General features: G+C 44.3%; 22 protein-coding genes and 1 pseudogene. 10 read left to right on the top strand and 13 right to left on the bottom strand.

Annotated features, from left to right (window positions below):
- Positions 1-238: 238 nt before the first annotated feature.
- The 7 genes from K0I62_RS17120 (at position 239) to K0I62_RS17090 (ending at position 7,731) form a co-directional block, all read left to right on the top strand.
- A complete protein-coding gene (locus K0I62_RS17120) occupies positions 239-700 on the top strand; it encodes an NfeD family protein (protein WP_220069246.1) in 462 nt (153 codons plus the stop codon).
- 30 nt (positions 701-730) lie between these two features.
- On the top strand, positions 731-1,657 hold the full coding sequence (locus tag K0I62_RS17115) for an SPFH domain-containing protein (protein WP_220069245.1): 927 nt from the start codon (positions 731-733) through the stop codon (positions 1,655-1,657).
- A complete protein-coding gene (locus tag K0I62_RS17110; protein WP_220069244.1) occupies positions 1,654-2,589 on the top strand; it encodes an SPFH domain-containing protein in 936 nt (311 codons plus the stop codon). Before K0I62_RS17115 ends, K0I62_RS17110 begins: the two co-directional genes overlap by 4 nt.
- Before the next feature lie 170 nt (positions 2,590-2,759).
- The gene (gene uvrD / locus K0I62_RS17105) at positions 2,760-4,961 is read left to right on the top strand and encodes a DNA helicase II (protein WP_220069243.1); all 2,202 of its coding nucleotides are present in this window, start codon (positions 2,760-2,762) and stop codon (positions 4,959-4,961) included.
- 107 nt (positions 4,962-5,068) lie between these two features.
- The gene (ubiA, locus tag K0I62_RS17100; protein ID WP_220069242.1) at positions 5,069-5,929 is read left to right on the top strand and encodes a 4-hydroxybenzoate octaprenyltransferase; all 861 of its coding nucleotides are present in this window, start codon (positions 5,069-5,071) and stop codon (positions 5,927-5,929) included.
- A 127-nt stretch (positions 5,930-6,056) separates the two neighbouring features.
- A complete protein-coding gene (locus K0I62_RS17095; protein WP_220069241.1) occupies positions 6,057-6,515 on the top strand; it encodes a FlxA-like family protein in 459 nt (152 codons plus the stop codon).
- Positions 6,516-6,648: 133 nt separating this feature from the next.
- A complete protein-coding gene (locus K0I62_RS17090; RefSeq protein ID WP_220069240.1) occupies positions 6,649-7,731 on the top strand; it encodes a hypothetical protein in 1,083 nt (360 codons plus the stop codon).
- A gap of 83 nt (positions 7,732-7,814) precedes the next feature.
- On the opposite strand, the gene hemB is transcribed toward K0I62_RS17090, so the two are convergent.
- From hemB to K0I62_RS17035, 11 genes are all read right to left on the bottom strand, one after another.
- Positions 7,815-8,831 (bottom strand): porphobilinogen synthase, encoded by a 1,017-nt coding sequence (hemB, locus tag K0I62_RS17085; RefSeq protein WP_220069239.1) that lies wholly within the window; start codon positions 8,829-8,831, stop codon positions 7,815-7,817.
- Between the two features lie 93 nt (positions 8,832-8,924).
- On the bottom strand, positions 8,925-10,796 hold the full coding sequence (locus K0I62_RS17080; protein WP_220069238.1) for a sensor domain-containing diguanylate cyclase: 1,872 nt from the start codon (positions 10,794-10,796) through the stop codon (positions 8,925-8,927).
- On the bottom strand, positions 10,783-11,592 hold the full coding sequence (locus K0I62_RS17075; RefSeq protein WP_220069237.1) for a TatD family hydrolase: 810 nt from the start codon (positions 11,590-11,592) through the stop codon (positions 10,783-10,785). Before K0I62_RS17075 ends, K0I62_RS17080 begins: the two co-directional genes overlap by 14 nt.
- The gene (locus K0I62_RS17070; RefSeq protein WP_220069236.1) at positions 11,592-12,110 is read right to left on the bottom strand and encodes a hypothetical protein; all 519 of its coding nucleotides are present in this window, start codon (positions 12,108-12,110) and stop codon (positions 11,592-11,594) included. Before K0I62_RS17070 ends, K0I62_RS17075 begins: the two co-directional genes overlap by 1 nt.
- 97 nt (positions 12,111-12,207) lie before the next feature.
- The gene (tatC, locus tag K0I62_RS17065) at positions 12,208-12,969 is read right to left on the bottom strand and encodes a twin-arginine translocase subunit TatC (RefSeq protein ID WP_220069235.1); all 762 of its coding nucleotides are present in this window, start codon (positions 12,967-12,969) and stop codon (positions 12,208-12,210) included.
- Positions 12,970-12,972: 3 nt separating this feature from the next.
- Positions 12,973-13,368, bottom strand: coding sequence for a Sec-independent protein translocase protein TatB (gene tatB, locus K0I62_RS17060; protein WP_220069234.1), 396 nt, complete (start codon positions 13,366-13,368; stop codon positions 12,973-12,975).
- A 6-nt stretch (positions 13,369-13,374) separates the two neighbouring features.
- Positions 13,375-13,605 carry a Sec-independent protein translocase subunit TatA gene (gene tatA, locus K0I62_RS17055; protein ID WP_220062968.1) on the bottom strand — a complete coding sequence of 77 codons (231 nt, stop codon included), beginning with the start codon at positions 13,603-13,605 and terminating at the stop codon, positions 13,375-13,377.
- A 71-nt stretch (positions 13,606-13,676) separates the two neighbouring features.
- The gene (ubiB, locus tag K0I62_RS17050; RefSeq protein WP_220069233.1) at positions 13,677-15,326 is read right to left on the bottom strand and encodes a ubiquinone biosynthesis regulatory protein kinase UbiB; all 1,650 of its coding nucleotides are present in this window, start codon (positions 15,324-15,326) and stop codon (positions 13,677-13,679) included.
- A complete protein-coding gene (locus K0I62_RS17045; RefSeq protein WP_220069232.1) occupies positions 15,323-15,946 on the bottom strand; it encodes a ubiquinone biosynthesis accessory factor UbiJ in 624 nt (207 codons plus the stop codon). Before K0I62_RS17045 ends, ubiB begins: the two co-directional genes overlap by 4 nt.
- Positions 15,947-15,982: 36 nt before the next feature.
- Positions 15,983-16,738, bottom strand: coding sequence for a bifunctional demethylmenaquinone methyltransferase/2-methoxy-6-polyprenyl-1,4-benzoquinol methylase UbiE (ubiE, locus tag K0I62_RS17040; protein ID WP_220062971.1), 756 nt, complete (start codon positions 16,736-16,738; stop codon positions 15,983-15,985).
- Between the two features lie 202 nt (positions 16,739-16,940).
- Positions 16,941-17,984 (bottom strand): formimidoylglutamase, encoded by a 1,044-nt coding sequence (locus K0I62_RS17035; RefSeq protein WP_220069231.1) that lies wholly within the window; start codon positions 17,982-17,984, stop codon positions 16,941-16,943.
- Between the two features lie 1,229 nt (positions 17,985-19,213).
- Between K0I62_RS17035 and K0I62_RS17030 the strand changes: the two genes are divergently transcribed.
- Both K0I62_RS17030 and K0I62_RS17025 read left to right on the top strand, forming a co-directional pair.
- Positions 19,214-20,023 carry a hypothetical protein gene (locus K0I62_RS17030; RefSeq protein ID WP_220069230.1) on the top strand — a complete coding sequence of 270 codons (810 nt, stop codon included), beginning with the start codon at positions 19,214-19,216 and terminating at the stop codon, positions 20,021-20,023.
- Between the two features lie 136 nt (positions 20,024-20,159).
- Entirely contained in the window at positions 20,160-20,501 is a 342-nt protein-coding gene (locus K0I62_RS17025) for a hypothetical protein (protein ID WP_220069229.1), read from the top strand.
- A gap of 37 nt (positions 20,502-20,538) precedes the next feature.
- On the opposite strand, the pseudogene K0I62_RS17020 reads toward K0I62_RS17025, so the two are convergent.
- A pseudogene (locus tag K0I62_RS17020) lies at positions 20,539-20,667 on the bottom strand (IS5/IS1182 family transposase); the annotation flags it as partial.
- Positions 20,668-21,879: 1,212 nt separating this feature from the next.
- A complete protein-coding gene (gene rraA / locus K0I62_RS17015; protein WP_220062976.1) occupies positions 21,880-22,365 on the bottom strand; it encodes a ribonuclease E activity regulator RraA in 486 nt (161 codons plus the stop codon).
- A 335-nt stretch (positions 22,366-22,700) separates the two neighbouring features.
- Between rraA and K0I62_RS17010 the strand changes: the two genes are divergently transcribed.
- A complete protein-coding gene (locus K0I62_RS17010; RefSeq protein WP_220069228.1) occupies positions 22,701-22,955 on the top strand; it encodes a uroporphyrinogen decarboxylase in 255 nt (84 codons plus the stop codon).
- Positions 22,956-22,997 lie beyond the last annotated feature (42 nt).

Genomic DNA, 22,997 nt, shown 5'->3' with positions numbered 1-22,997 from the left:
TAGAGAACAGCATCTGTACTCTGCGGTACATTGATTGACTGTGTTTCACACTTAGGTGCTAATTGCGCCGTAGTATAAGGGATTTAATTATTATGCCAAAATCATAAACAGTGCGTTGGATCAAAATGATCTCAAATTTTTCACATATTGATTGAATATGTACGTGACATAATATGTCGCAAAAAGTAAAAGGAGCTGATATAGTCAGTTTATGGATACTCTCATTTCAGGGGGAAATATGGAGTTTTCGAGTCCTATCTATATCTGGGTGGTAATTGGCATCATATTGATGTTGGCAGAAATTATCTTACCCGGTGGTATCGTTATTCTGCTCGGCGCTGCGTGTCTTGTGGTTGCGAGTGCTATAGCCGTGGGCGTGGTTGATGGAGTGGTCCAAGCAATGACTTTATGGTTCATTGCATCGATTATCTTGCTTCTTGGTTTTCGTCATTTTACGCAAAAATTAGTAGGTGGTGATTCTCATGTCGATAATACTGATGAGGAGTTTGACCTCTATGATAAAAGAGCCTTGGTTAAGTCTGTGATCGGTCCGGCACAAAAGCAGGGGCGCGTTGAATTTCAGGGAACGGAATGGCCAGCACTTGGTGATGGTACAGAGATCCCTGTGGGTGTTCAGGTTAAGGTGATATGTCGTGATAATATCGCTTTGGTTGTTGAACCTTTAACAGAGCAGGATTGAACTGCGCTGATTTTTAAAAGGATGTAATTTATGTTCGCTTTTACGTTAATCGTATTATTTGTTTTCTTTATTCTCTATAAATTGTTACTCATTGTCCCAATGCGCGAAGTCCATGTGATTGAGCGTCTCGGCAAGTTCCGGACAGTGCTCCAACCTGGTTTTCATTTTTTAATTCCATTCTTCGATCGTGTCGCTTATCGCCACGATACCCGTGAGCAAGTGTTAGATGTGCCACCACAGAGTTGTATTTCTAAAGATAACACTCAGTTAGAAGTTGATGGCTTAGTTTATTTGAAAGTGATGGATGGCAAACTTGCGAGTTACGGTATTGAAGATTATCGCCGCGCCGCCGTTAACCTGGCGCAAACGACGATGCGGTCGGAAATCGGTAAGCTCAGTTTGAGTCAGACTTTTTCGGAGCGTGACAGCCTAAACGAGTCAATTGTACGGGAAATTGATAAAGCATCTGATCCTTGGGGGATCAAGGTGTTGCGTTATGAGATTAAGAATATTACGCCTTCATTCAAGGTTATTCATACGCTTGAAAAGCAGATGGAAGCTGAGCGTCGTAAGCGCGCAGAGATCACCTTAGCCAATGCTGAAAAGGCGGCGATGATTAATCTGTCGGAAGGTGAGCGCCAAGAGGCGATTAATATTTCTGAAGGTCAAAAGCAGAAGCGGATTAATGAAGCGAAAGGGACTGCCCATGAGATCGCTATTATAGCAAAAGCGAAAGCCGAGGCGATGACCTTAGTCTCGCAAGCATTAGCGCTTGATGGCGGTAATGAAGCAATGAACATGCAGTTAAAAGAGCAGTTTATTGTCCAGATAGGTAAGATCCTCAACGAGGCAGATATATCTGTTGTACCGACTGAAATAGCAAAGCTTGAAGGTTTTTTTGAAGGCATGGAGCAAGTCACACACAGTGCTAGCAAAGTAAAAGGAGCGCGCTCATGATCGCAGGTATCGATACAGATTTGATTGTCATGGGAATTTGGGGACTCATTTTTGCTATTTTCCTGATTAAATTATTTCAATCAATTCGTCTAGTGCCGACTAAGTCTGCATGTGTTGTTGAACGTTTGGGGAAATATCATTCGACTCTGGATGCTGGCTTCCACGCTTTAGTGCCATTTGTCGATAAGGTCGCCTATGTTCATGACCTTAAAGAGGAGACCATAGATGTACCTCCACAAGAGTGTTTCTCGAGCGACGAGGTCAATGTCGAAGTGGATGGGGTTATCTATATCTCAGTGATTGACCCAGTAAAGGCAAGCTATGGTGTGACGGATTACCGATATGCGGCCATCCAGTTAGCGCAAACCACCACACGTTCGGTGATCGGTACTCTCGATCTGGACCGTACATTTGAAGAGCGAGACGTGATCAGTGCCAAGGTTGTAGAAGTACTGGATCAGGCTGGTTCTATGTGGGGCATTAGAGTGCATCGCTATGAGATAAAAAACATTACGCCACCCGAAACCGTTAAGAATGCAATGGAAATGCAGGTCAACGCCGAGCGTGAACGCCGCGCATTATTAGCTAAGAGTGAAGGTGATAAGCAGAGTAAGATTAATCGCTCCGAAGGTATACAGGCCGAAACTGTCAACCGCTCAGAAGGTGAAATGCAGCGCCGTATAAATGAGGCTGAAGGTAAGGCGGAAGAGATCTTGGCCATTGCCAGCGCTACCGCTGAGTCTATCGAGCGAATGGCTGCCGTTATTGCCGCACCGGGCGGTAAAAATGTGGTGCGGATGCAACTCGGTGCTCAGTATCTGCAGCAGTTTGATGGCTTAAGCAATAATTCCAGCAAGATCGTATTGCCAGGCAATATGATGGATTTTGAACACTGGATGGACAGTATGGGCTTAGAAGAGAGCAAAGACTAACTCTTACATTGAATCATGCTAGGTATAAAATCGGAGCTTGAAGCTCCGATTTTTTTATCGATTGTTATTGGCAAAGCGTAAATGCAATCAGATAGTGATAAAGCCCTGCTATCTGTATGACCTAGACCTTGGCTCCTGTTATACTTCCAGCCTGATTTTTTGGAGGCAGAATGGACGTATCTTCTTTACTCGATGGTTTAAACGACAAACAGCGTGAAGCCGTTAGCGCGCCGCAATCTAGCATGTTGGTGTTAGCGGGCGCGGGCAGTGGTAAAACACGAGTGCTAACCCATCGTATTGCATGGCTGATGCAAGAGTATCAGCAGAGTCCTTATTCAATTTTAGCGGTGACCTTTACCAACAAGGCGGCGGCTGAGATGCGTGAGCGTGTTGAAAAAGTCAGTGGTAGCAGCATGGGGCGGATGTGGATCGGTACCTTCCATGGTTTAGCTCATCGCTTGTTGCGCACTCATTACCAAGATGCCAATTTGCCTCAAAGCTTTCAAATTCTCGACTCTGACGACCAACTTAGACTGATTAAACGGATTCTTAAGAGTCTCAATCTTGATGAGAAGCAGTATCCTCCGCGTCAGGCTCAAGGCTATATTAACGGTAAGAAAGACCAAGGTTTACGCCCAAAGCATATTGATGCGGGTGGCTTTCCTATTGAGCAAAACTTACTGAAAATTTATCAGGTTTACCAAGAGTCTTGCGATCGTGCAGGCCTTGTCGATTTCGCCGAAATCTTATTACGAGCCCACGAGTTATGGCTCAATAAGCCCCATATCTTAGAGCATTATCAAGACAGATTTAAAAATATTCTCGTCGACGAGTTTCAAGATACCAACGCGATTCAGTATGCCTGGATCCGTGTGCTTGCGGGCAATACGGCCAACGTGATGATCGTGGGTGATGATGATCAGTCCATTTATGGCTGGCGCGGCGCACAGGTGGAAAACCTGCATAAATTCTTAGACGATTTCCCACGCGCACAGACGATACGCCTGGAACAAAATTATCGTTCTAGTGCCAATATTCTTAACGCATCGAACGAATTGATCGCTAATAACCCAGAACGTCTGGGTAAAAAACTGTGGACCGAAGATAAGGCTGGTGAACCAATTGGGGTTTACTGTGCTTTTAATGAGATGGATGAGGCTCGCTTTATCGTCGGTCGGATCATGGATTGGCAAGATATGGGCGGCAACTTAAGTGACTGTGCCATTCTCTATCGATCTAACGCCCAGTCTCGTGTTTTAGAGGAAGCGTTATTACACAAAGGGATGGCATATCGCATCTATGGCGGTTTGCGTTTCTTCGAGCGCCAAGAGATTAAAGATGCCATGGGGTATCTGCGCTTAATCAGCAATAAAAATGATGACGCCGCGTTTGAGCGAATTATTAATACACCGGCGAGAGGTATAGGTGGCCGCACTTTAGATATTTTGCGCTCTACGGCGCGTCAGCAGGAGCTAACATTATGGCAAACCTGTTTATGTGCACTCGATGAAAAACTGCTGAGCGGCCGTGCCGCCAATGCGGTGCGTGGCTTTATGGATCTAATTGTTGAGTTGCAACAGGATACAGAAGAGCAATCCTTACATCGTATGACAGACCATGTGATCCAAGCGTCGGGTCTTAAGACCATGTATGAAACTGAAAAGGGTGAAAAGGCTCGCGCAAGAGTAGAAAACTTAGAGGAGCTGGTTACCGCCGCTCGTACTTTTGTGATGCCTGAAGACCTCGAAGATATGGGCGAGCTTAATGCCTTCTTATCCCATGCGGCGCTAGAGGCGGGCGAGGGGCAGGCGGATGCATTTACCGATGCGGTGCAGCTTATGACATTACACTCGGCTAAAGGCTTGGAATTTCCTATGGTATTCATGTCTGGTGTCGAAGAGGGGATTTTCCCGAGTCAAATGGCGATGGATGAAGGCGATAGGCTCGATGAGGAGCGCCGTCTCTGTTATGTGGGGATGACCCGCGCCATGAAACAGCTATATATCACCTACGCTGAATCGAGGCGTATCTATGGCCGCGAAAATTTCGCGCGGCCATCGCGTTTTATCAAAGAGATCCCGAGCGAGTTTGTACAAGAGATCCGCCTAAAAGCGCAAGTGACAGCGCCAGTAAATCGATTTACTAACCGGATCTCAGATGCTATTAGCGAAAGTCGTAACCGCCCAGTGAGAGCGGTGGCTGGTCATGACTCTGGCTTTAGTATTGGCCAGCGAGTAATGCACTTTAAGTTTGGCGAAGGCAAGGTGATCGATCTCGAAGGTACTGGTGAGCAGGCCGTTATCGAAGTGAACTTTGACGATGTTGGACGCAAGCGTTTAAAGATTGCTTTTGCTCGCTTGGAAAAATGCTAATCGCTGTAGCATATAGAAAGGGGCGAAAGTGGTATTATGTTCGCCATACTGCCTGCATAACAAGAATCGATTAAATGCTAAGTGGTATTTTAGGAGAGCCTCATTATATGAACATTAGGGATAAATTTGACGTTTATATGCGTCTTGCTCGCATGGATCGTCCCATAGGTACTTTGTTGTTGTTGTGGCCGTGTTTAATGGCCTTAGTGCTTGCCGCTGGTGGCATGCCTGACTTAAAAGTATTGATTATCTTCATTGTGGGTGTCGTGGTGATGCGTGCGTGTGGTTGTATCATCAATGACTATGCCGACCGAGATTTAGATGCACATGTGGATCGCACTAAATTGCGGCCATTAGCGAGCGGTGAAGTCACCGTCAAAGAAGCTCTGAGTTTGTTTGTGGTAATGGGACTGATTGCCTTTGGTCTAGTGCTGATGCTCAATCCTCTGGTGGTGAAGCTGTCAGTTGTTGGCATCATTTTAACCATCATTTATCCCTTTACTAAGCGCTTTACTAACATGCCGCAGATGTTCCTTGGTGTGGTGTGGAGTTGGTCTATCCCTATGGCTTATGCTGCACAAACGGGAAGCGTGCCAGTAGAGGCTTGGTGGTTGTTTGCCGCTAATTGGTGCTGGACTGTCGCCTACGACACCATGTATGCCATGGTGGATCGTGAAGACGATTTAAAAGTGGGTATCAAATCAACCGCTATTCTATTTGGCCGTTTTGATCGTCAGATCATTGGACTGTTTCAATTGGCTGCATTGGCCTGTTTTATTATGGCGGGAATGAGTGCGGATCGCGGCTTAGTGTTTGCTCTTGGGATTATGACTTTCATCGGTTTCAGCTTGTATCAGCAAAAGCTTATCTTTGCTCGTGAAAGGGCCCCCTGTTTTAAAGCTTTTTTAAATAATAACTGGGCAGGCTTGGCATTATTTGTCGCGTTAGGCATCGATTATCTAGTCTGAGCCGTTGTTTTGTTGATTCCCGAAAATTGTCATCAATTAACTAAATCATTTTGGTAATTGGCCGATGAATAGAAGCGATGAATATTATTATCACTCAGCACAAGTTGCTCGTTAAGGAAGGCGCAGTATGAACATTCAAGGAGTAAATCAGCAAGGGATTGGCTTAGCGAGTTTGAGTCGCTTGACTGTGGCGATAAAAGAGATGGTGGCGGTAAAAGAAACGGCTGCCTCAGCTGTCGTGGCTTCCACCCAAGAGAGCAGTCAAGTTTCTATCTCTAGTGAAGGTCGCCAAGCGTTAGCGAGTGAACTTGGTGGTGTATTGCACGCTAAAGTGAATGAGATGCAAGAAACTCAGCAAGCGGCAGCCAGCGACAAATCCCATAAGCCTTCCCTTGATGAGCTGATTGAACAGCGCAAAGAGAAAATAAAAGCACTTCAGCAAGAGCTTAAGGCCTTGGCTAACGATAAAAGTGAAACGGCCGAAAAGCGTCGAGCTCAGATTAGAACCGAAATCGCGGTGTTATCTGCCCAAATTGCCGATTTAATGAAGCAAAAAGTTGAGAATGAGAAGTCTTCGGCAATTTAGCTCTGTTACTGTCTTAATTTTATATAAAAATCTTCCCTTTAAAAGACTTAAATTAACGCCACGAGGTTGAAACCAGAGTCGACTCTCCCCATATGTTATTTACAAATAAATAACATTACATAGGGAGCCTTCTATGAGGCGAAGTGTTAAATATCGTTTGCTGTTTCTGTTATCCGCCGTTGTGGCTTACAGTCTTGGCTTTACTTATCTTCCCGCGAGTTTAGATGAACCTAGTGCACTGATTCGGCTAAGTGTATTTTCTGTTATCTACTTCCTTGTTTTACCACTCGGCTATTGGATAGCCATCATCAAAGTAGCTGGTCAAAAGTTATGGAAGCTACTTATCATTTTTAGTCTCAGCAGCCTGATGGCACGTCTTAGTTTTCCGGCGGAGATCGCAAGCTACTTTGAGTTTATCGCATGGTTACGCTTTCCGATTATTGCCGTACTACTCGCGATTGAACTGTATTTGATCGTGAGTATTGCTAGAGGGCTGTGGCAGGCTAGAGCTGCCAAAGGTGACCCGCGACTCACAGTGATAAATCAATATGGCACAAACCCCCCTCAAACACAGTTTGCAACAGACAGTGCAGATAAACCGCAAGTTCAGGACGATAAGAGGCTCACCTTGGGATATATGCTGGCGACTGAACCGGCCAGCTGGTATTACGCCATTGGTTATTTTTCTCGTCATCATGCAAGCGCCATTGCGCATATTAGCTCTTTGTCTTCGAGTCGTTGGCACCTGTTGTCGCTGATCACAGGTTTGCTGGCTGCTGCGACTTGCTGTTACCTAGCTTTAGTTGGTTGGAGCGAGTTAACGGCACTCTTTTCAGCTGGGTTTATCGCCTACGGTGTGGTGGTGCTTTGGGCAAACCATCGAATTGCGCGGCACTATAGCTGTTACCTCATTGATAATAAGCTGGTGCTAAACAATGGTATTTGGGGAATGCTTGTTGTTGAGTTAAATCGTATTGCAGAGGTGGAGTTGCTCGATGATAGTGGATTGCGAGACAAGCAAGATCTGAGTTTCGGCAGAGGGAAAAGTAATGCGCGAATTATGTTTACCTCTCCTCAAGTCTATATAGGCGCAATGGGGCAGCTAACGGAGTGGATCGGTAAGATCGACTTAGTGCTGGATAATCCGCGGCAATTTAAGTCGATTGTAGAGACTGCGCTAATCAATGCAGAGCCGCAGTTACAAGAGGCGAGTTAGTTTGTCGGTAGTACTCGGTATTAGTTGGGAATAAAAAAGCCAGTGACAAGGTCACTGGCTTTTCTTTTTACTCGGCTAACCGCTTAGCCGTTGTCATTCTCTTTTAACCACTGAGCTGCACGTTTGGCAAAGTAAGTTAAGATGCCATCGGCACCCGCTCGCTTGAAGCAAAGTAGTGACTCCATCACAATGGCTTTTTCCGCTAACCAGCCATTTTCAATAGCGGCCATATGCATAGCGTATTCACCACTCACTTGGTAAGCGAAAGTAGGTACCGCGAGTTCGCGTTTAACGCGAGTCACGATATCTAGGTATGGCATACCAGGTTTTACCATGACCATATCTGCGCCTTCTTGAATATCAAGAGCGACTTCATGTAAGGCTTCATCGCTGTTGGCAGGATCCATTTGATAGCTATGCTTGTTACCGCCCTTTAAGTTGCCCGCTGAGCCTACTGCATCACGGAATGGACCGTAGTAGTTTGATGAGTATTTAGCCGAGTAAGCCATGATTTGAGTATTGACGTGACCCGCTTCTTCTAAAGCCTTACGGATAGCACCGATACGGCCATCCATCATATCTGACGGAGCAACAATATCCGCGCCTGCTTCGGCATGCGAAAGCGCTTGCTTAACTAAGATCTCAGTGGTGATGTCGTTAAGAATGTAACCCTCGTCATCGATGATGCCATCTTGTCCGTGGGTGGTAAATGGATCTAGGGCTACGTCAGTCATCACACCCAGTTGTGGGAATGCTTCTTTCAGTGCTCGTACCGCGCGTTGTGCTAAAGCATCGGCATTATAGGCTTCTTCCGCCATCAGTGACTTTTTCTCTGCCGGCGTGACAGGAAATAATGCGATCAGTGGGATACCTAATTTGACTAACTCTTCCGCTTCTTTTAGTAATAAGTCGATTGAGTAACGCTCAACACCAGGCATTGAGGCGACTTGCTCTGTGCGATTATTTCCTTCCAGTACAAACATTGGATAGATTAAGTCATTAACCGAAAGTTGATTTTCGGCCATTAAACGGCGACTAAAATCATGTTTACGCATGCGGCGCATTCTGCGCTGAGGAAAAGCACTGGTAATGATGTTCACATTCGACTCCTAATTTAGGGTTACTGACTTCAGCTGTTCACACCGTTGGGTTGGCGAGGTTGCCATGGTGCAATTATTGAAGTTTTATGTTGTCTATTTTTCGAGTTCGGGCGTATATACACAAACGCGATTACGCCCATCGTTTTTGGCACGATAAAGTGCTTTATCTGCTCGGTCGACCAATGAGTTGATATCTTGATCGTCGGTAATCACTTCGGCATACAGTCCCACACTAATAGTGAGTGGAATTGTATTTCGTTCCCAACTCAGTGGCAGTTGGAAAACGGTTTCACGCATCGATTCCGCCACAGTTAGAGCCCCCTCCAGCGAGGTATTTGGCAATATCATAGCAAACTCTTCGCCACCGAAACGTGATACTAGATCACTTGGACGTCTTAAGTTCTGCTTTAGTGCCTGCGCTATTATCTTTAATGCGTGATCGCCCGCTAAGTGACCGTAGGTATCGTTAATCGCCTTAAATCTATCAATATCAATCATTAACACCGCAAGTGGTGTCTGCTGGCGTCGACTCAGTCGGCCTTCGGCAAGCAGGCGTTTATCGAATGCCGCCCGGTTTTTTACGCCAGTGAGACTATCGACAGTATTTTGTTCAGTAAGTTTCTGGTTAGCTTCATTTAATTCTCTAAGTGCGATCTCAAGCTCTAATGTGCGCTCTTGCACCATCTGTTCGAGCCTCTCATTGCTGTTGGCCTCGATCTTTAATGCATCTTCTTTACTTTGACGGAGCCGTTGTGCTTGTTTGAGAGCTTCTTGCTGGATTTTTAATTTAGCTTTACGTTCATCGTTATAGCGAATCGCCAACACGGCAGCCATAAAGATAATTTCAAAGCTTAATCCAATCATGATAGGGGTTTGGTGCATGATTGGTAGATGTAACATACCTAAGTACATCATGGATGTAACTAAGGCACCGGTTAACATCCCCGACCAGGCTATTGTATAGAGCCTAGCGAGTTTGTGTCCGCGCAAGCTGAGTGTGAGAGCTATGACCATCAATAGCAATGTAGTAATAAGCACTGCAACAATATTAATCTTTAGGGCAACAGAATAGTGAATAAATGGCGTGACGAGGGTAAGACAAAAAACCGTTGCCGCACTATAACGACATATCCTCAACATCCTTAAATTATGGTATTTAAGCTGTAACACTTTTTCAGAGAACATTAAAGCAAACGTCAGTGTTATAGGGATTAATAAAGGTATAAGAATGGGCTCGAATAAGGGGAAATTTGGCCAAATGTATCTAAATGAAAGTCCTTGCAAAGTTGCAACGAGTAGTGTGGCACTGAGTACATAGCCAGAGTAATAGCTATAACTGTAAGAGTGCGTGGTTAACGCAATAAACAGGCTGAATAACCCAATCGCAACCAGCGCTCCTAATTGTAAACCTTGATATAGCGACTCTGTCTCAGTGTCTTTGACTAATTGTTCTGGTGATAATAGGCTTAATGGCAAATTGGCACTGCCTTGGGTTTCTATTCGAGCATAGAAGGTATGCAGCACTTCCGGTGTTAAATCGAACTTATATAGGAAGTTATTATGGGCAATGGGACGCTGAGAAAAGGGATAGCTGTCGCCCATCTCTATATGTATTGGCGCCTGACCAGGTTGAATATGATAAAGGTTAATCTTGTCTATATGGGGATTCGCTAGCGATAAATAGCGACGTATCTTATGTTCGGTTGCATTATATAGACTGATTTTTATCCAAAATGGATCGACGGCTAATCTTTGGTTAAATGTCGAATCAATCCGTGACCAGAGGCTGGCGTTGAGGTTAATGACCTCGTCAATTTGTGTAAGCTTGCTGTCTTGTGCGTAGTAAAGCCAAGGTGACAGGTTTATCGATTGCTCATCATTGACGGCGAGCAAGGGGTCTGCATCAGCAAAGTAGGACAGACTCAAAAGGAATATTAGCGAAATAACCGTATTAAATCGGTTCATAAGTAGCCTTTAAACCGAAAAATTCACAACTGTTGTTATAAGCTTGCTTCGCAAATTCATTAGCCGATTGGCCTCGCAATGATGCAATATATTGACTGATATAGGGCAAGTATTGCGGCTCATTTTTGCTCGACTTGGGTTTTGGTCGCATGCTGCGAGGGAGCAAGTAGGGGCTATCTGTTTCAATCATAATGCGATTAGCCGGAATATCGCCAACTAATGACGCCAGTTCGGCACCGCGGCGCTCATCGCAAACCCAACCTGTGATACCAAGGTGAAGATCGAGTTCGATATAACGCTCCAAGCTTTGTCTATTGCCTGTAAAACAATGCAGTAATGCCCCTTTTAGTCGTGGCCGGTATTCTTGCAATATCTCGACAAAATCGTCGTGTGCGTCGCGTTCATGCATTAAAACGGGCATATTCAGTCGTGCGGCAAGGGCCAACTGCTCAGCAAATGCAATGCGTTGCATTGGCCTCGGGGAAAAATCGCGATTGTAATCTAAGCCGCATTCGCCTATGGCGACAACATTGGGTTGTTGGGCTAGATGGGTTAAGCGTTCAACACTCGATGCTTGCCACTCACTGGCATGATGGGGGTGAACCCCTGCGGTTGTATATAAGGATTTAGGGTATTGTAGGCAGCAGTCGATCGCTTGTTGACTTTCATCCAAGCTACTGCCAATAACAATAAGCGGCGAAACCCTTTGGGCTGCGGCTCGCTGGATAACGTTATCGATGTCTTTTTCTAGAGCGCTGCCAACTAAGTTAACAGCGATATCTATGTGACTTGGCATTAGTCGAGGCGTTTAACCCGTATTGTTGTGTTGAGGCTTTCTTTCCCCAACATGAATGAACCTAATGCTCCTTTTTCGATATAAACGGTTTCGCCCGCTTTTATTTTGAAGCGGCGACTGTCACTTTGTTTCCAAACCTGACCGTTTTCAAAACTAATTTTAAGTGCGCCATAGGCGTCTTTAGAAACCGACTTCACTGTCATATCGATCTTAGTGATCTGATCTGGATCTTCTTTATAAATTTTACCAAAGCTTTCTTCTGCACTAATGGCTGTCGCAGCAACGACTGGAGCTTGCGCTACTGGTGCGGGTTTTGATACAGAAGCTTGAATCGGCTGATTGACATTGTGATTTAAGGCGTTTGCGGCCAAATTATCGTAACAAATTAGTCTATCGAGTTTATCGCTTATTCCTGCACAATTAGTGAGTTGTTGCTCAAGACCTGCCGAAGCATTTAGAGAAATAAGTAAAGTTGGTATCGCTATCCAACCTAGGCCGTTAAAACGACTTAAGCTCATATAAGAGTTCCTTTTTTATTATTGTGAGCATCAAGTGGCTGACCAATAAGAACAGCTACCCCTATAGATAGCTGTTATTTGACTTAATTAGCATGCCTTATTGGCCTGGTTGATCCTGTTCTGTCTGCTCATCGTCTTCTTCAGTGTCCTTTTTACTGTAGAAACGAGCGGCAATCAATCCCCCTTCAAATAATATCAACATGGGTATCGCTAACATTGTTTGTGAAATGATGTCTGGTGGCGTGAGCAACATACCTATGATAAAGGCACCAACCACGATATAGGGGCGCTTAGCTTTGAGGTCTTCGGGGGTTGTAACACCGGCCCAACAGAGCAATATCACCGCAATCGGGATTTCGAATGCTAAACCAAAAGCAAAAAATAGCTTGAGTACGAAACTAAGATAACTACTGATATCTGTTGCTACCTGTACACCTTCTGGTGCCACACTGGTGAAGAAGCCAAAAACAACAGGAAAAACGATGTAATAAGTAAATGCGATACCTAAGTAAAATAGCAGTGTACTGCTGGTTAGCAGCGGCAACATTAAGCGCTTCTCATGTTTATACAAGCCAGGTGCGATGAATGACCAGATCTGAAATAGCACATAAGGAATAGCGACAAAGAATGCCAACACTAACGTCAATTTAAATGGAGCAAAGAAGGGCGCCGCAACATCAGTTGCGATCATACTGCTGGTTTCTGGCAATGCATCCATTAAGGGAATTGCCAGATAATGATAGATATCGTTCGCCCAATAGACTAGGCAAATAAACACAAAAAGCACACTACCAATGGCTTTAAGTAACTTATTACGTAACTCAAGCAAGTGGCTAATTAACGGCAGCTGTTGCGACATGGATTACCCGTCAGATTTTTCGTTTGAATTGCTCGCCTTAGCTGTATTGGTCTCTTTAGGTGTCGATGTTTCGCTGGTAGTTTCAGTACTGGCGATATCTTCAACCTTATAAGGACGATTAACAGATTGGGCTGCTTCTTTTAATTGATCTATTGAATCCTGTAACTCAGGAGAAAGATTTTTAAGTCCTTGGTTTTCAGCCTTTTTCAGATCTGAATGCAGTTGCTCAATTTTAAGTTCCTGCTCAAGTTCATCTTTTACTGAGTTGGCCATGCGTTTCATGGCGCGGATCCAGCCTGAAATTGAACGCACTGCAACCGGGAGTCTTTCGGGGCCAAGAACCACTAGCCCCAAAATGCCGATCAACAGTAGTTCCATAAAGCCGATACCGTCGAACATAAGGAATTACGCCTGTTCTTTATCCTTGGACTCAGTCTTCTTTTCATCAGTCTGAGCGGTTTTTTCTGCGGTGTTGTCTTCGAGTGCTTTCTTTTCTTCTTCTGAAGACATTGCGCTCTTAAAGCCTTTCACTGCGCCACCTAAGTCACCGCCAAGTGAGCGTAATTTTTTTGTTCCGAAAAGCAAAACGACAATTAAAGCAATGATAAGAAGTTGCCAAATACTAATGCCACCCATGAAACGATCCTCTTTATTTAACTCTTACTTAAGATTGGTTCTATTATGAACCTTTGGTTATTTAGTGCTAGCTAAAACTTGTGATTCTTTGGCCTAGATCGCCATCCCAGTAGCCAGAGTATGGTACCGATACTGATAGACCCATAAGAGGCCCATAGTGTAGCGTCTTGCGCGAACAAAATAGTGCCGCAGATCACTAAAACTGCCGATGTGATTAAAAGGTAGTTACTTTTATGGGTCTTCTGTTGCTGTTTTAGGTAACGATCAAGTAGCTGGTTTTGGCTATTAACAAAATTCTTACCCATTTTAAGGTTATCGTAGACCAGCTCTGGTAGTTCGGGTAATTTGTCAGCCCAATAAGGGAACTGCTTTTTGATTTTTTTAGCCATGCCAACGGGACCCATCTGCTCGGCCATCCAATCTTCAAGGAAAGGTTTCGCGGTTTTCCACAGGTCGAGTTGAGGATAGAGTTGACGGCCTAAGCCTTCGATATACAGCAAGGTTTTTTCAAGTAGCACTAACTGTGGCTGTACTACCATATCGAAACGTCTCGCGGTTCTAAACAGTTCTAACAGTACATGACCGAAAGAGATCTCATCTAACGGTTTATTAAACATGGGCTCACAAACCACTTTGATCGCCTGTTCAAATGCGACGATATCAGTATCTGCCGACACCCAGCCAGATTCGATATAGAGCTGAGCAATTCGGGTATAATCTCGATTGAAAAAGGCGAGAAAATTCTCTGCTAGATAACGTTTATCTTGATCGGTAAGGGTGCCCATAATGCCGCAGTCGAGACCGATATAGAAAGGATCATTCGGGTGTTCGGTACTGACAAAAATGTTGCCAGGGTGCATATCGGCATGGAAAAAATTATCACGGAATACTTGCGTAAAAAACAGCTCAACGCCGCGCTCCGCTAATAGCTTAAGGTTAGTCCCTTGAGCCTCGAGTGCCGCCTTATCGGATACTGGAATACCATAGATACGTTCCATTACGATTAGACGAGTAAAGCAAAACTCTTCATACATAAAGGGAATATATAACGCCCCTGAGTCGATAAAGTTATTGCGTAACTTAATGGCGTTGAGTGCTTCGAGTTTTAAATTAAGTTCACCTTCGATGGTGGTACGGTAATCTTCTACCACCTCGGCAGGGCGCAAGCGATTACCTTGGCCAAGCAGTGCCTCTAAAAACTGCGCACTCTGGCTCATCAGTTGTAGGTCGGCGTGGACCTTATCTTCTACGTTCGGGCGCAAGACCTTGAGCACCACATTTGCGCCATTGGACTTGAGGGTAGCAGTATGGACTTGGGAAATTGAGGCCGATGCCAGAGGCGTATCATCGAAGTCGTCGAAATAGGTATCGATAGGGCAGCCAAGCTCGGCTTCTATCTGAGCTTTGGCAATCGCAGAGTCAAAAGGTGGCACTCTATCTTGCAGCATCGCTAGCTCTTCGGCCCACTCATCGTTGAGCAGATCTCGGCGGGTCGATAGCATTTGGCCAAATTTAATATAGACAGGTCCTAGCTCCTGCATCGCAAGCTTTAAACGTTCGCCGCCGACTTTGTCTTTATGTTTGTTGGTTAACCAGAAAAAGCTCCAGCGCAGGAGTCTAAAATACCAAGGTTTTAGCTTTGATGGGATAAGATCATCAAGGCCATAATTAAGTGCAATTTTAATGACTTGGTAAGCGCGTTGAATACTTTTAAGTGTCATTTGGTCCTGTTTGCCCCACTAATGAGTTGATCAATCCTTTGGCTTAAGGCGTCGGTATCTTGTTTGAGTTGCTCGATTCTATCACCAAAATGAATAAATTCGATTTTATGCGGGGTCAAACGGTATTCTTCGACAGTGAGTTGACCGATATGATCGCGGCTCTTACGCAAGACGGTGGTGAGTTCTTGTTTTAGCTGTTTTGCACCTTGGAGCAGTATATGGGTCGGCGCATCACCAATATAGCGCGATAACGGCTCGGCAAAATCAAACTCGATCTGCTGCATAAAATGGCTAAAGCTTTGCAGCAGGTTGAGGTCGCCCTCTAGTTTCAGCTTATCTTGCTTAATTAACTCGGTGAGGTTAGCCCCTTCGCTCAGGCGATAGAGGGTGGTCAGATCAGCATCGACCTTGGTGTTAACCGAACCATCATATTGACCAAAGACTTGGATCTCTTTGGCAAATAAAAGATAAATCGGCGAGTTGAGTTGAGTCAGTTGAAGACATAACACTTTACCGTGAAGCGTATGCTGTTTGGCATATGCTTCGGGTGACTGTTTTACAGCGTGTTGTAGTGCGGTTTCAAGCCCCGCACTGATCAGCAATGCAATTTCACGTTTCATGCTAAACCTAATTGTGTGAGGCCTGTAGAGCAGTTGCTAGAATTTGTAGCCTTTATGCAGCGCCACGACACCATCGGTCATATTGGTGTATTCAACCTGTTCAAAACCGGCTTCAACCATCATACCTTTAAGGGTTTCTTGATCTGGGTGCATACGGATAGATTCGGCCAGGTATTCATAGCTACCCGCATCTTTAGTGATGATATCGCCCATCTTAGGTAAAATTTTAAAGCTGTAGAGATCGTAAACTTTACGCATGATCTCATGCTGTGGCTTTGAAAACTCAAGTACCAGTAGCTTTCCACCCGGCTTCAATACTCTTAGCATAGATCGGATCGCGGCATCTTTATCGGTCACGTTACGAAGGCCAAAAGCGATAGTAATGATATCAAAATGGTTATCAGGAAATGGCAATGCTTCTGCGTTTGCCTGAACATAGTTCACATTTCCAACCACACCGCGATTACGTAGCTTCTCACGACCGACTTTGAGCATAGACTCATTAATGTCGGCGAGTGTGACTTGGCCAGTGTTACCGACAATGTGTGAAAATTTTGCCGTTAAGTCACCAGTGCCGCCAGCAAGGTCTAATACCTTCATGCCTGGACGTGCGCCCGCACTCTCGATCGTGAGACGTTTCCATAGACGATGGATACCAAAGGACATGACATCGTTCATAATGTCGTACTTGGCTGCGACTGAGTGAAAAACATCGGCGACTAAGTCCGCTTTTTTCTCTGCTTCTACCGTCTTATAACCGAAATGCGTACTGTTTGGTGTGCCCTCTGACATCTCTGTGTTCCTGTGCGTTGCTGCTAATATGGCGAGTGTAAGTGATTGACTCAAATTGCTGAATCATTCATCGACCACTCTGTGATCGATGTTAATAATCCACGCTCACATTTTAAAAAAATGCGTGATAGCGCAGAGTTTGCAAAATTTGGCCCAGCATTACAGCATAATATTAGCGATATGCCAAATTCCCTGAGGCCAATTAGCCCAAGGGATGTTGAGCAGTACGTCCTTGGATATAGGAATAGATCAATTCACTGATACTCTGTCCGGTTTCACGGCGTCCAGCCTCGATGCCAGCAGCGTGGCAATTCGGTGCGCCTTCGGCTAAATGCAGGTAACAGGCGTTGGCGTTACGGGCCACCTGATTGACATAAAAGAGGGCATCAATAAGTGGAATCCCTGCACTTGTCGCTGCGCTGCTGGGCATATTGATGATCGCGTCGAGATCGAGTTCAATCGCAACCGGGAGCCCGCTGGCGTTCAGGTCGGTGATAATGTCGCTGATGGCTTGTTTTAGCGTCAACTCTTGGCGTACCCAAATCGACTGAAAGGTGTGCCATTTACCGCCAAAGGCCGCTAATTGATCTAAGGTCTGTTGGCTGTTCTTAAGTTCATGCATTCCCAGTACGTGGTAGTAAGCGAGCGCACCACTCGCCGCCGCATAACTAAAACCGTTGCCGCTGTGGCGTCCTTCTCTTGGCCTAAAGTCAGAATGGGGATCGAGATTGACCGCAGCAACTGGGCGTTTAGTGGCGGCTTTGGTTGCCATCAACAAACCATAGGCATTATTGTGGCCACCGCCAATCACAATTGGCTCTAATTCCGCTGCGATAATTGCAGTCACAATGTCAATAACTCGCTCATCTAACTTTTCGACGTTATCTCTAAGGTCGCTCGTTTTCGCATCGGCGGGCAGTTGCAAATCTTGGGTAGCTATCTGGCCGAGAACGAGGCAAAGACGACTGTCGAGAAACTGATTGGATTGAAAGTTACAAAACTGTGCCATCGCTGCTTCGAAAGCATCAACCGCGCCGCCACGGCCCAAATTGGCGCGAGGGCCGATATCTTCGCCAATCCCGATAATGGCAAACCTTGCTCCTTTATCTTTAGCTTGGCTGAGTGCGTGTGTTAGCGGTGTTTGGCCATCGTAGCAATGTAAGGTTTGGCCAATTTTTGTTTCGCCGTCGCGCTTGGATACATAGGAACTACAGATCTCGGCAGTAAAAGGGATAAGTGTTTGCATGGTTTCGATTCTATTTGTTGTTAGTGATGCAAGGTATCTGCTGATAATAGTAATTGATCAATTTAAATAAAGTGTGGTTTTTTTGTGGGCTGCACAAATTTCAGTTTATTGGATTGGGTTTTGGGTGATTTGGCTTGGACAACTGGCGATGGTATTCGAATGTTAGCCCGTGGCGGCATAGGTGTTGGATGGGGGTTTGAAGGTCGCACCTTCATTGTTATTTAACGCCTGCACGGCGGGGGATGTGCAAACACTATTTTGGCACGCCACGAGCACTTCCTTGTGGGCTCTGCGAAATCATCTGACCTCCAAGGATGGAGGGAATGCCGAAAAATGTCAGGAACATTTTCGGCCATGATTTCGAAGGCCAAAATCGTGTTTACACTGGGTCATTTTCTCTCTTCGATTTGGCTTTATTTGATGTGGCTAGGTTAATCGAAGCTAAATTATTTTTGCCCCAAAGTTTGTTGGCCTTTAAATGAAGGTATGGCATTTTTTTATGTTTGCTTGAGTAGCGTTTGGCCGCATCTTATTTGTTAAGTGTACTTGAAGGTCACACCTTCACTGTTACTAATCGCCTGTCCGGCGAGGAATGTGCAAGCACTCTTTTGGCTCGCCACGAGCACATCCATGTGGGCTCTACGAAATCATCCATGATTTCGAAGGCCAAAACCGTGCTTACACTGGGTCATTTTATCTCTTCGATTTGACAGTGTTTGGTGTGAATTCAGAATTAAAAGCTAAGAAGCTTTTCCCCAAAAATGAGTTAACAAGTTGTCGGTGGATCAGTAACTGACGGATTTTCTGACCTAGAAATTTTCATCGCTACACCCGAGTGATGTAATTCACTACTCCTCACCAATAAACTGGATAAGTATACAGTTATATTAAAATCATAAGGATTTTGAACGATTTTCATCCTGTATTCGTGCGCGTTTTCTCATTTCGCTTTAAATAAATATAATTAAAATTAATTACTTATAGTATTAGTCAAGTAGATAATAAGTTTGGAAAACGCGCATGCGCGTTTTTCCAGATGGTATATTTAGCAAAATGCTGATAAGTTCATTACATACAGATAGTTAACTGTGCGCGTTTTCACTGGTGCAACGAGGTAAACGCGCATGCGCACTAATAAAATGTTAGGGCTCTAATCGACATATTCAAGATCCTTAATATGATGTTATAGTTAGATTTTTCATGGTAAATACTTTTCACGGGTGGATTCATTGGGTATCAAAGATAAACTCAAATTTTTAAAAGCAAATGAGCACAATATCTACGTGATTCATTATTCGTGCGAAAATCTCAATGACAACAATGAGAATATTTCACCGCGTGTAACCTCAATCGCAGTTCTGCATCTACAAAGTCATACAATGCATAGTTTTTCGATTCATCTTGTAGCCGAGAAAGCACACATTGGGCGGGATGAAATCGCTGATAATTACAATGATCTAGAAAAGCAGATGCTAGCTGATTTTTACTCGTTCGTACGTGATAACAATGGTGCATTATGGTTGCACTGGAATATGTCGAACATCAATTATGGTTTCGAGGCATTGTCTCATCGATATGAAGTACTATCTGGTGAAAAAGGTGTGAGAATTCAAGACTCTAGCAAACACAATTTGTCTAGTCTGATTATTGAAAAATACGGTAAAGATAGTATTGCTCACCCTAGAATGAAAACTCTTCAGAATTTAAATGACGGTAATCATCGTGATAGTCTTAGTGGTGAGGAAGAAGTTAAAGCTTTCCAAGACAAAGAATTTGTTAGGCTTCACAAGTCAACAATGTCAAAAGCTTACTGGTTTCAGTCTATGTATTTCCTATTACAAAAAGGCAAGATAAAAGTTTCTAACTATAACTTGTCTCAAAAGCTAAATAATCAAATGGAAAAACCGTGGGTAAAGCTTCTGAGTTTTATCGCAGTAATTTTTACACTCGTACAAGCAGGACAGCTAGCTTATGCTCAATTTAACGATCCTCAAGCGGATGAGGTTATTAAGGCAGAGCAACCGGTTGGAAAGCCCTAACAAACGCTTCAAGATGGATTCGCAACGCTTGGCGGTTTTGGTTTGATTTGGCTTTTGTGTTTACGGTGTAATAATTGGGTGTCGTGGTAGCGTTGCTCACCACTTAAGCGGGCGTTAAGTGTTTCTGGTAATAGCTATGGTTGACCATATAAAGAAATCTAAAGTTATCCTAAGAGAGGAAAGAAAGTCTAGAGACTATAGGTTTCTAAGTGCAGAAATTAATGAAAATGGAGACTTGGTTTTTGTGGGGCAAGATCTAGGCGATAGTGTTGAAGGAGCGTATGGATACACAGAATATGAGTGGTGCTGGACAGTAAAAGAAGCAGAAATTCCTAAGCTCCAGAATGCAATTGGAGAAAATGGGGAGGTCTTAAATTTGTTAGAAAAGTATTTTAGCAAGGAAAATGCGGATAGTCTTTATATGTTCCTTCAAGAGCATAATGTGGAATTTACGTCATGGAGCCGAATTGGAGATTAATACACTTAATCGGGTGATTAATAATGGCTGGCTTTGATTTTGATTCTGTTGTCGCTTTCCAAGTAGCGATCGCTTCCTCATCAATCCAGAAGGTCAATGAGCCACGGTTAATCAAGGCTTGATTGTACTGTTTCCAGTTGGTTGTCTTATAGCGAGGCTTTGGCACGGTTGATTAGTGGAGCTGTGAATGATGCCGATCTGATCACTGATTACAGATTTAGTTCCATCGATTTAGGAAACAAAGCCCTTAATCAGATCACATTCCAAGGTGTAAGTTCACTCTAATCTCATGATTTATATCAAAGTTATCAGGGGATTCCTCAGGGTAGAGCTCACATGGAAGTGCTCGTAGCGTGTCACAAATGTGTTTGCACATAAGCCTGCCGCAGGCAATTCAAAACCATGAAGGTCAACGCTACCATCAGCGAAGTAAAAACCTATTCCGGCAAATGCTACAAGCCAAACAATGCTAATACCTTCATTCGAAGGTCAGATACTTTTGTCCAAAAACGATTTAACTTTTGGTTGACCGGATGATACCTGAAAGGCCAAATCGAAGAGATAAAATGACCCAGTGTAGATGCGGCTGCGGACGTTGATGGCAGGGATGCCATCGTCGAGCCTCCACGGATGGATTTACGGCGTGTAGCAGCAGTATCTGCACACTCCTCGCCGGACAGGCGATTAGTTACAGTGAAGATACAAATTTCAAAGACACTCTACCAACACTAATTCAGCCAAATGTTAAACCACAAAAATGCCAACACCTTCATTCCAACGCTAAAACACTTTTGTCCATAAGCAACTTAGCTTTGACAGGATTATGGGGACCAAATGCGGTTCAATCGAAGAGATTGATAACCCAGTGTTGATGCTGTTGAGGGTATCGAAAACAGGGATGTTTTCGTTAAGCGGTCAGGGATGACGTATAGCGTCCCGAGGCAGTATCTGCACATAAGCGAGCCGCAGGCTATTAATTGCAATGAAGATTCGACTTCATACACTCTCACCGGCATCCACCAAGCCAAAGGCTAAATGTTTAAAAAGAGCCAGCATGCCTCGGCAGTACCTGCACATAAGGTCGTTCTTTCACATCTGTGTGATCACGACATTAGTGCGTCCTTGCACTGCACCTGCCGCAGGCAATTGATACACCATGTGGTAAGGTTTCAAAATGCCACTTCAAAGTTCAAGGTCGCTTGAAGCTCAACTTAGATAATGCAGTACCTTACCGATCACGGGTAATACTGGTTGCAGTGAGAGAATAGTGGCCATCGATAGGCCACAAAAAAGGACGACCTGTGGTCGTCCTTTTTGCTTTCTGATTAGGTCTAAATACCTAGCCTAAAAAAATCATCGTGCCATTTCGGGCGTTAGCTTAATCGATATCTAGAGGCTCAGGTGACAGGATAATACCTGTGTTGTCAGCGTAAACATGATCGGCTGGTAAGAAAGTCACACCACCGAAATTCACCGGGATCTCTAACTCGCCAACACCATGACCATCTGCGCCGACAGGGATCGAGGCTAGGGCTTGAATGCCGATATCGAGATCTTCTAACGCATCAACATCTCTCACCGAACCGTAAACAATAATACCTTCCCATTTGTTATCGACACCAATTTGAGCGATAGATGCATCCAGTAGTGCGCGACGAAGTGAACCACCACCGTCGATCAATAACACTTTACCTTCACCATCTTGTTGAAGAGCTTCAATGATTAGGCCGTTGTCTTCGAAGCATTTAATGGTACTAATTGAACCACCAAAAGAGCTACAACCACCGTAATTACTGAACATAGGTTCAACAACATCAACGACATCAATGTAAGTGTCACAAAGTTCTGAGGTGTTGTATTCCATAAGTCATACTCCTGTAGAAAGGCATTTTGCTTGAATAAATCAGCAACATATTAATACCAGCCAGTATATAAGGGATTCTTAAAAAGAAAAGCGTTATCAATCACGCTATTGGTGATAAAAGCCGCTATTACGTAATTTGTTGTAATCTTTTGTCTTTTGTAAATGCATTTGATCGTAAATATGATGTTGGTCATTAAATTACGTATTTAAATTACATCAAGACGCTAAATTTGGTAGCATAGGGGCAATCATTGATTACTTAACTTTAACTTGCTTTAGGGGCACGGACCCCCCAGTTAGCTTATGGACGGCAGAGGGCCTCAAGAAGGTGCCTTATGGAAGTTTCAAACTCGATTGAACTTATTGGATATTCTGCGTCAGTAATGGTTGCAATATCCTTGATGATGAAAGACATTGTTTGGCTGAGATGTCTTAATTTTACAGGGTGTACACTGTTCGTTATTTATGGGATTTACATCTCTGCATGGCCAGTCGCAGGCATGAATGCTTTTGTTGCCTGTATCAACATTTACCACTTAGTAAAAATATTCCGCGCTAAGTCTCAACAAGGTTCGACTGCAGAAGTCTAACGACCAATGTCACAAATATTTAGGCTAGATGTCACTCAGACG

This window comes from Shewanella psychrotolerans, assembly GCF_019457595.1.
In the GTDB taxonomy this organism is placed as follows: domain Bacteria; phylum Pseudomonadota; class Gammaproteobacteria; order Enterobacterales; family Shewanellaceae; genus Shewanella; species Shewanella psychrotolerans.
The sequence above is the reverse complement of the archived record's forward strand: the minus strand, read 5'-3'. Positions and strand labels throughout refer to the sequence as shown.

Bases quoted from the DNA above. Each gene is read 5' to 3' on its own strand.
- K0I62_RS17120 (WP_220069246.1), top strand. From the start codon at position 239: ATGGAGTTTTCGAGTCCTATCTATATCTGGGTGGTAATTGGCATCATA.
- K0I62_RS17115 (WP_220069245.1), top strand. From the start codon at position 731: ATGTTCGCTTTTACGTTAATCGTATTATTTGTTTTCTTTATTCTCTAT.
- K0I62_RS17110 (WP_220069244.1), top strand. From the start codon at position 1,654: ATGATCGCAGGTATCGATACAGATTTGATTGTCATGGGAATTTGGGGA.
- uvrD (WP_220069243.1), top strand. From the start codon at position 2,760: ATGGACGTATCTTCTTTACTCGATGGTTTAAACGACAAACAGCGTGAA.
- ubiA (WP_220069242.1), top strand. From the start codon at position 5,069: ATGAACATTAGGGATAAATTTGACGTTTATATGCGTCTTGCTCGCATG.
- K0I62_RS17095 (WP_220069241.1), top strand. From the start codon at position 6,057: ATGAACATTCAAGGAGTAAATCAGCAAGGGATTGGCTTAGCGAGTTTG.
- K0I62_RS17090 (WP_220069240.1), top strand. From the start codon at position 6,649: ATGAGGCGAAGTGTTAAATATCGTTTGCTGTTTCTGTTATCCGCCGTT.
- K0I62_RS17080 (WP_220069238.1), bottom strand. From the start codon at position 10,796: ATGAACCGATTTAATACGGTTATTTCGCTAATATTCCTTTTGAGTCTG.
- K0I62_RS17075 (WP_220069237.1), bottom strand. From the start codon at position 11,592: ATGCCAAGTCACATAGATATCGCTGTTAACTTAGTTGGCAGCGCTCTA.
- K0I62_RS17070 (WP_220069236.1), bottom strand. From the start codon at position 12,110: ATGAGCTTAAGTCGTTTTAACGGCCTAGGTTGGATAGCGATACCAACT.
- tatC (WP_220069235.1), bottom strand. From the start codon at position 12,969: ATGTCGCAACAGCTGCCGTTAATTAGCCACTTGCTTGAGTTACGTAAT.
- tatB (WP_220069234.1), bottom strand. From the start codon at position 13,368: ATGTTCGACGGTATCGGCTTTATGGAACTACTGTTGATCGGCATTTTG.
- tatA (WP_220062968.1), bottom strand. From the start codon at position 13,605: ATGGGTGGCATTAGTATTTGGCAACTTCTTATCATTGCTTTAATTGTC.
- ubiB (WP_220069233.1), bottom strand. From the start codon at position 15,326: ATGACACTTAAAAGTATTCAACGCGCTTACCAAGTCATTAAAATTGCA.
- K0I62_RS17045 (WP_220069232.1), bottom strand. From the start codon at position 15,946: ATGAAACGTGAAATTGCATTGCTGATCAGTGCGGGGCTTGAAACCGCA.
- ubiE (WP_220062971.1), bottom strand. From the start codon at position 16,738: ATGTCAGAGGGCACACCAAACAGTACGCATTTCGGTTATAAGACGGTA.
- K0I62_RS17035 (WP_220069231.1), bottom strand. From the start codon at position 17,984: ATGCAAACACTTATCCCTTTTACTGCCGAGATCTGTAGTTCCTATGTA.
- K0I62_RS17025 (WP_220069229.1), top strand. From the start codon at position 20,160: ATGGTTGACCATATAAAGAAATCTAAAGTTATCCTAAGAGAGGAAAGA.
- rraA (WP_220062976.1), bottom strand. From the start codon at position 22,365: ATGGAATACAACACCTCAGAACTTTGTGACACTTACATTGATGTCGTT.
- K0I62_RS17010 (WP_220069228.1), top strand. From the start codon at position 22,701: ATGGAAGTTTCAAACTCGATTGAACTTATTGGATATTCTGCGTCAGTA.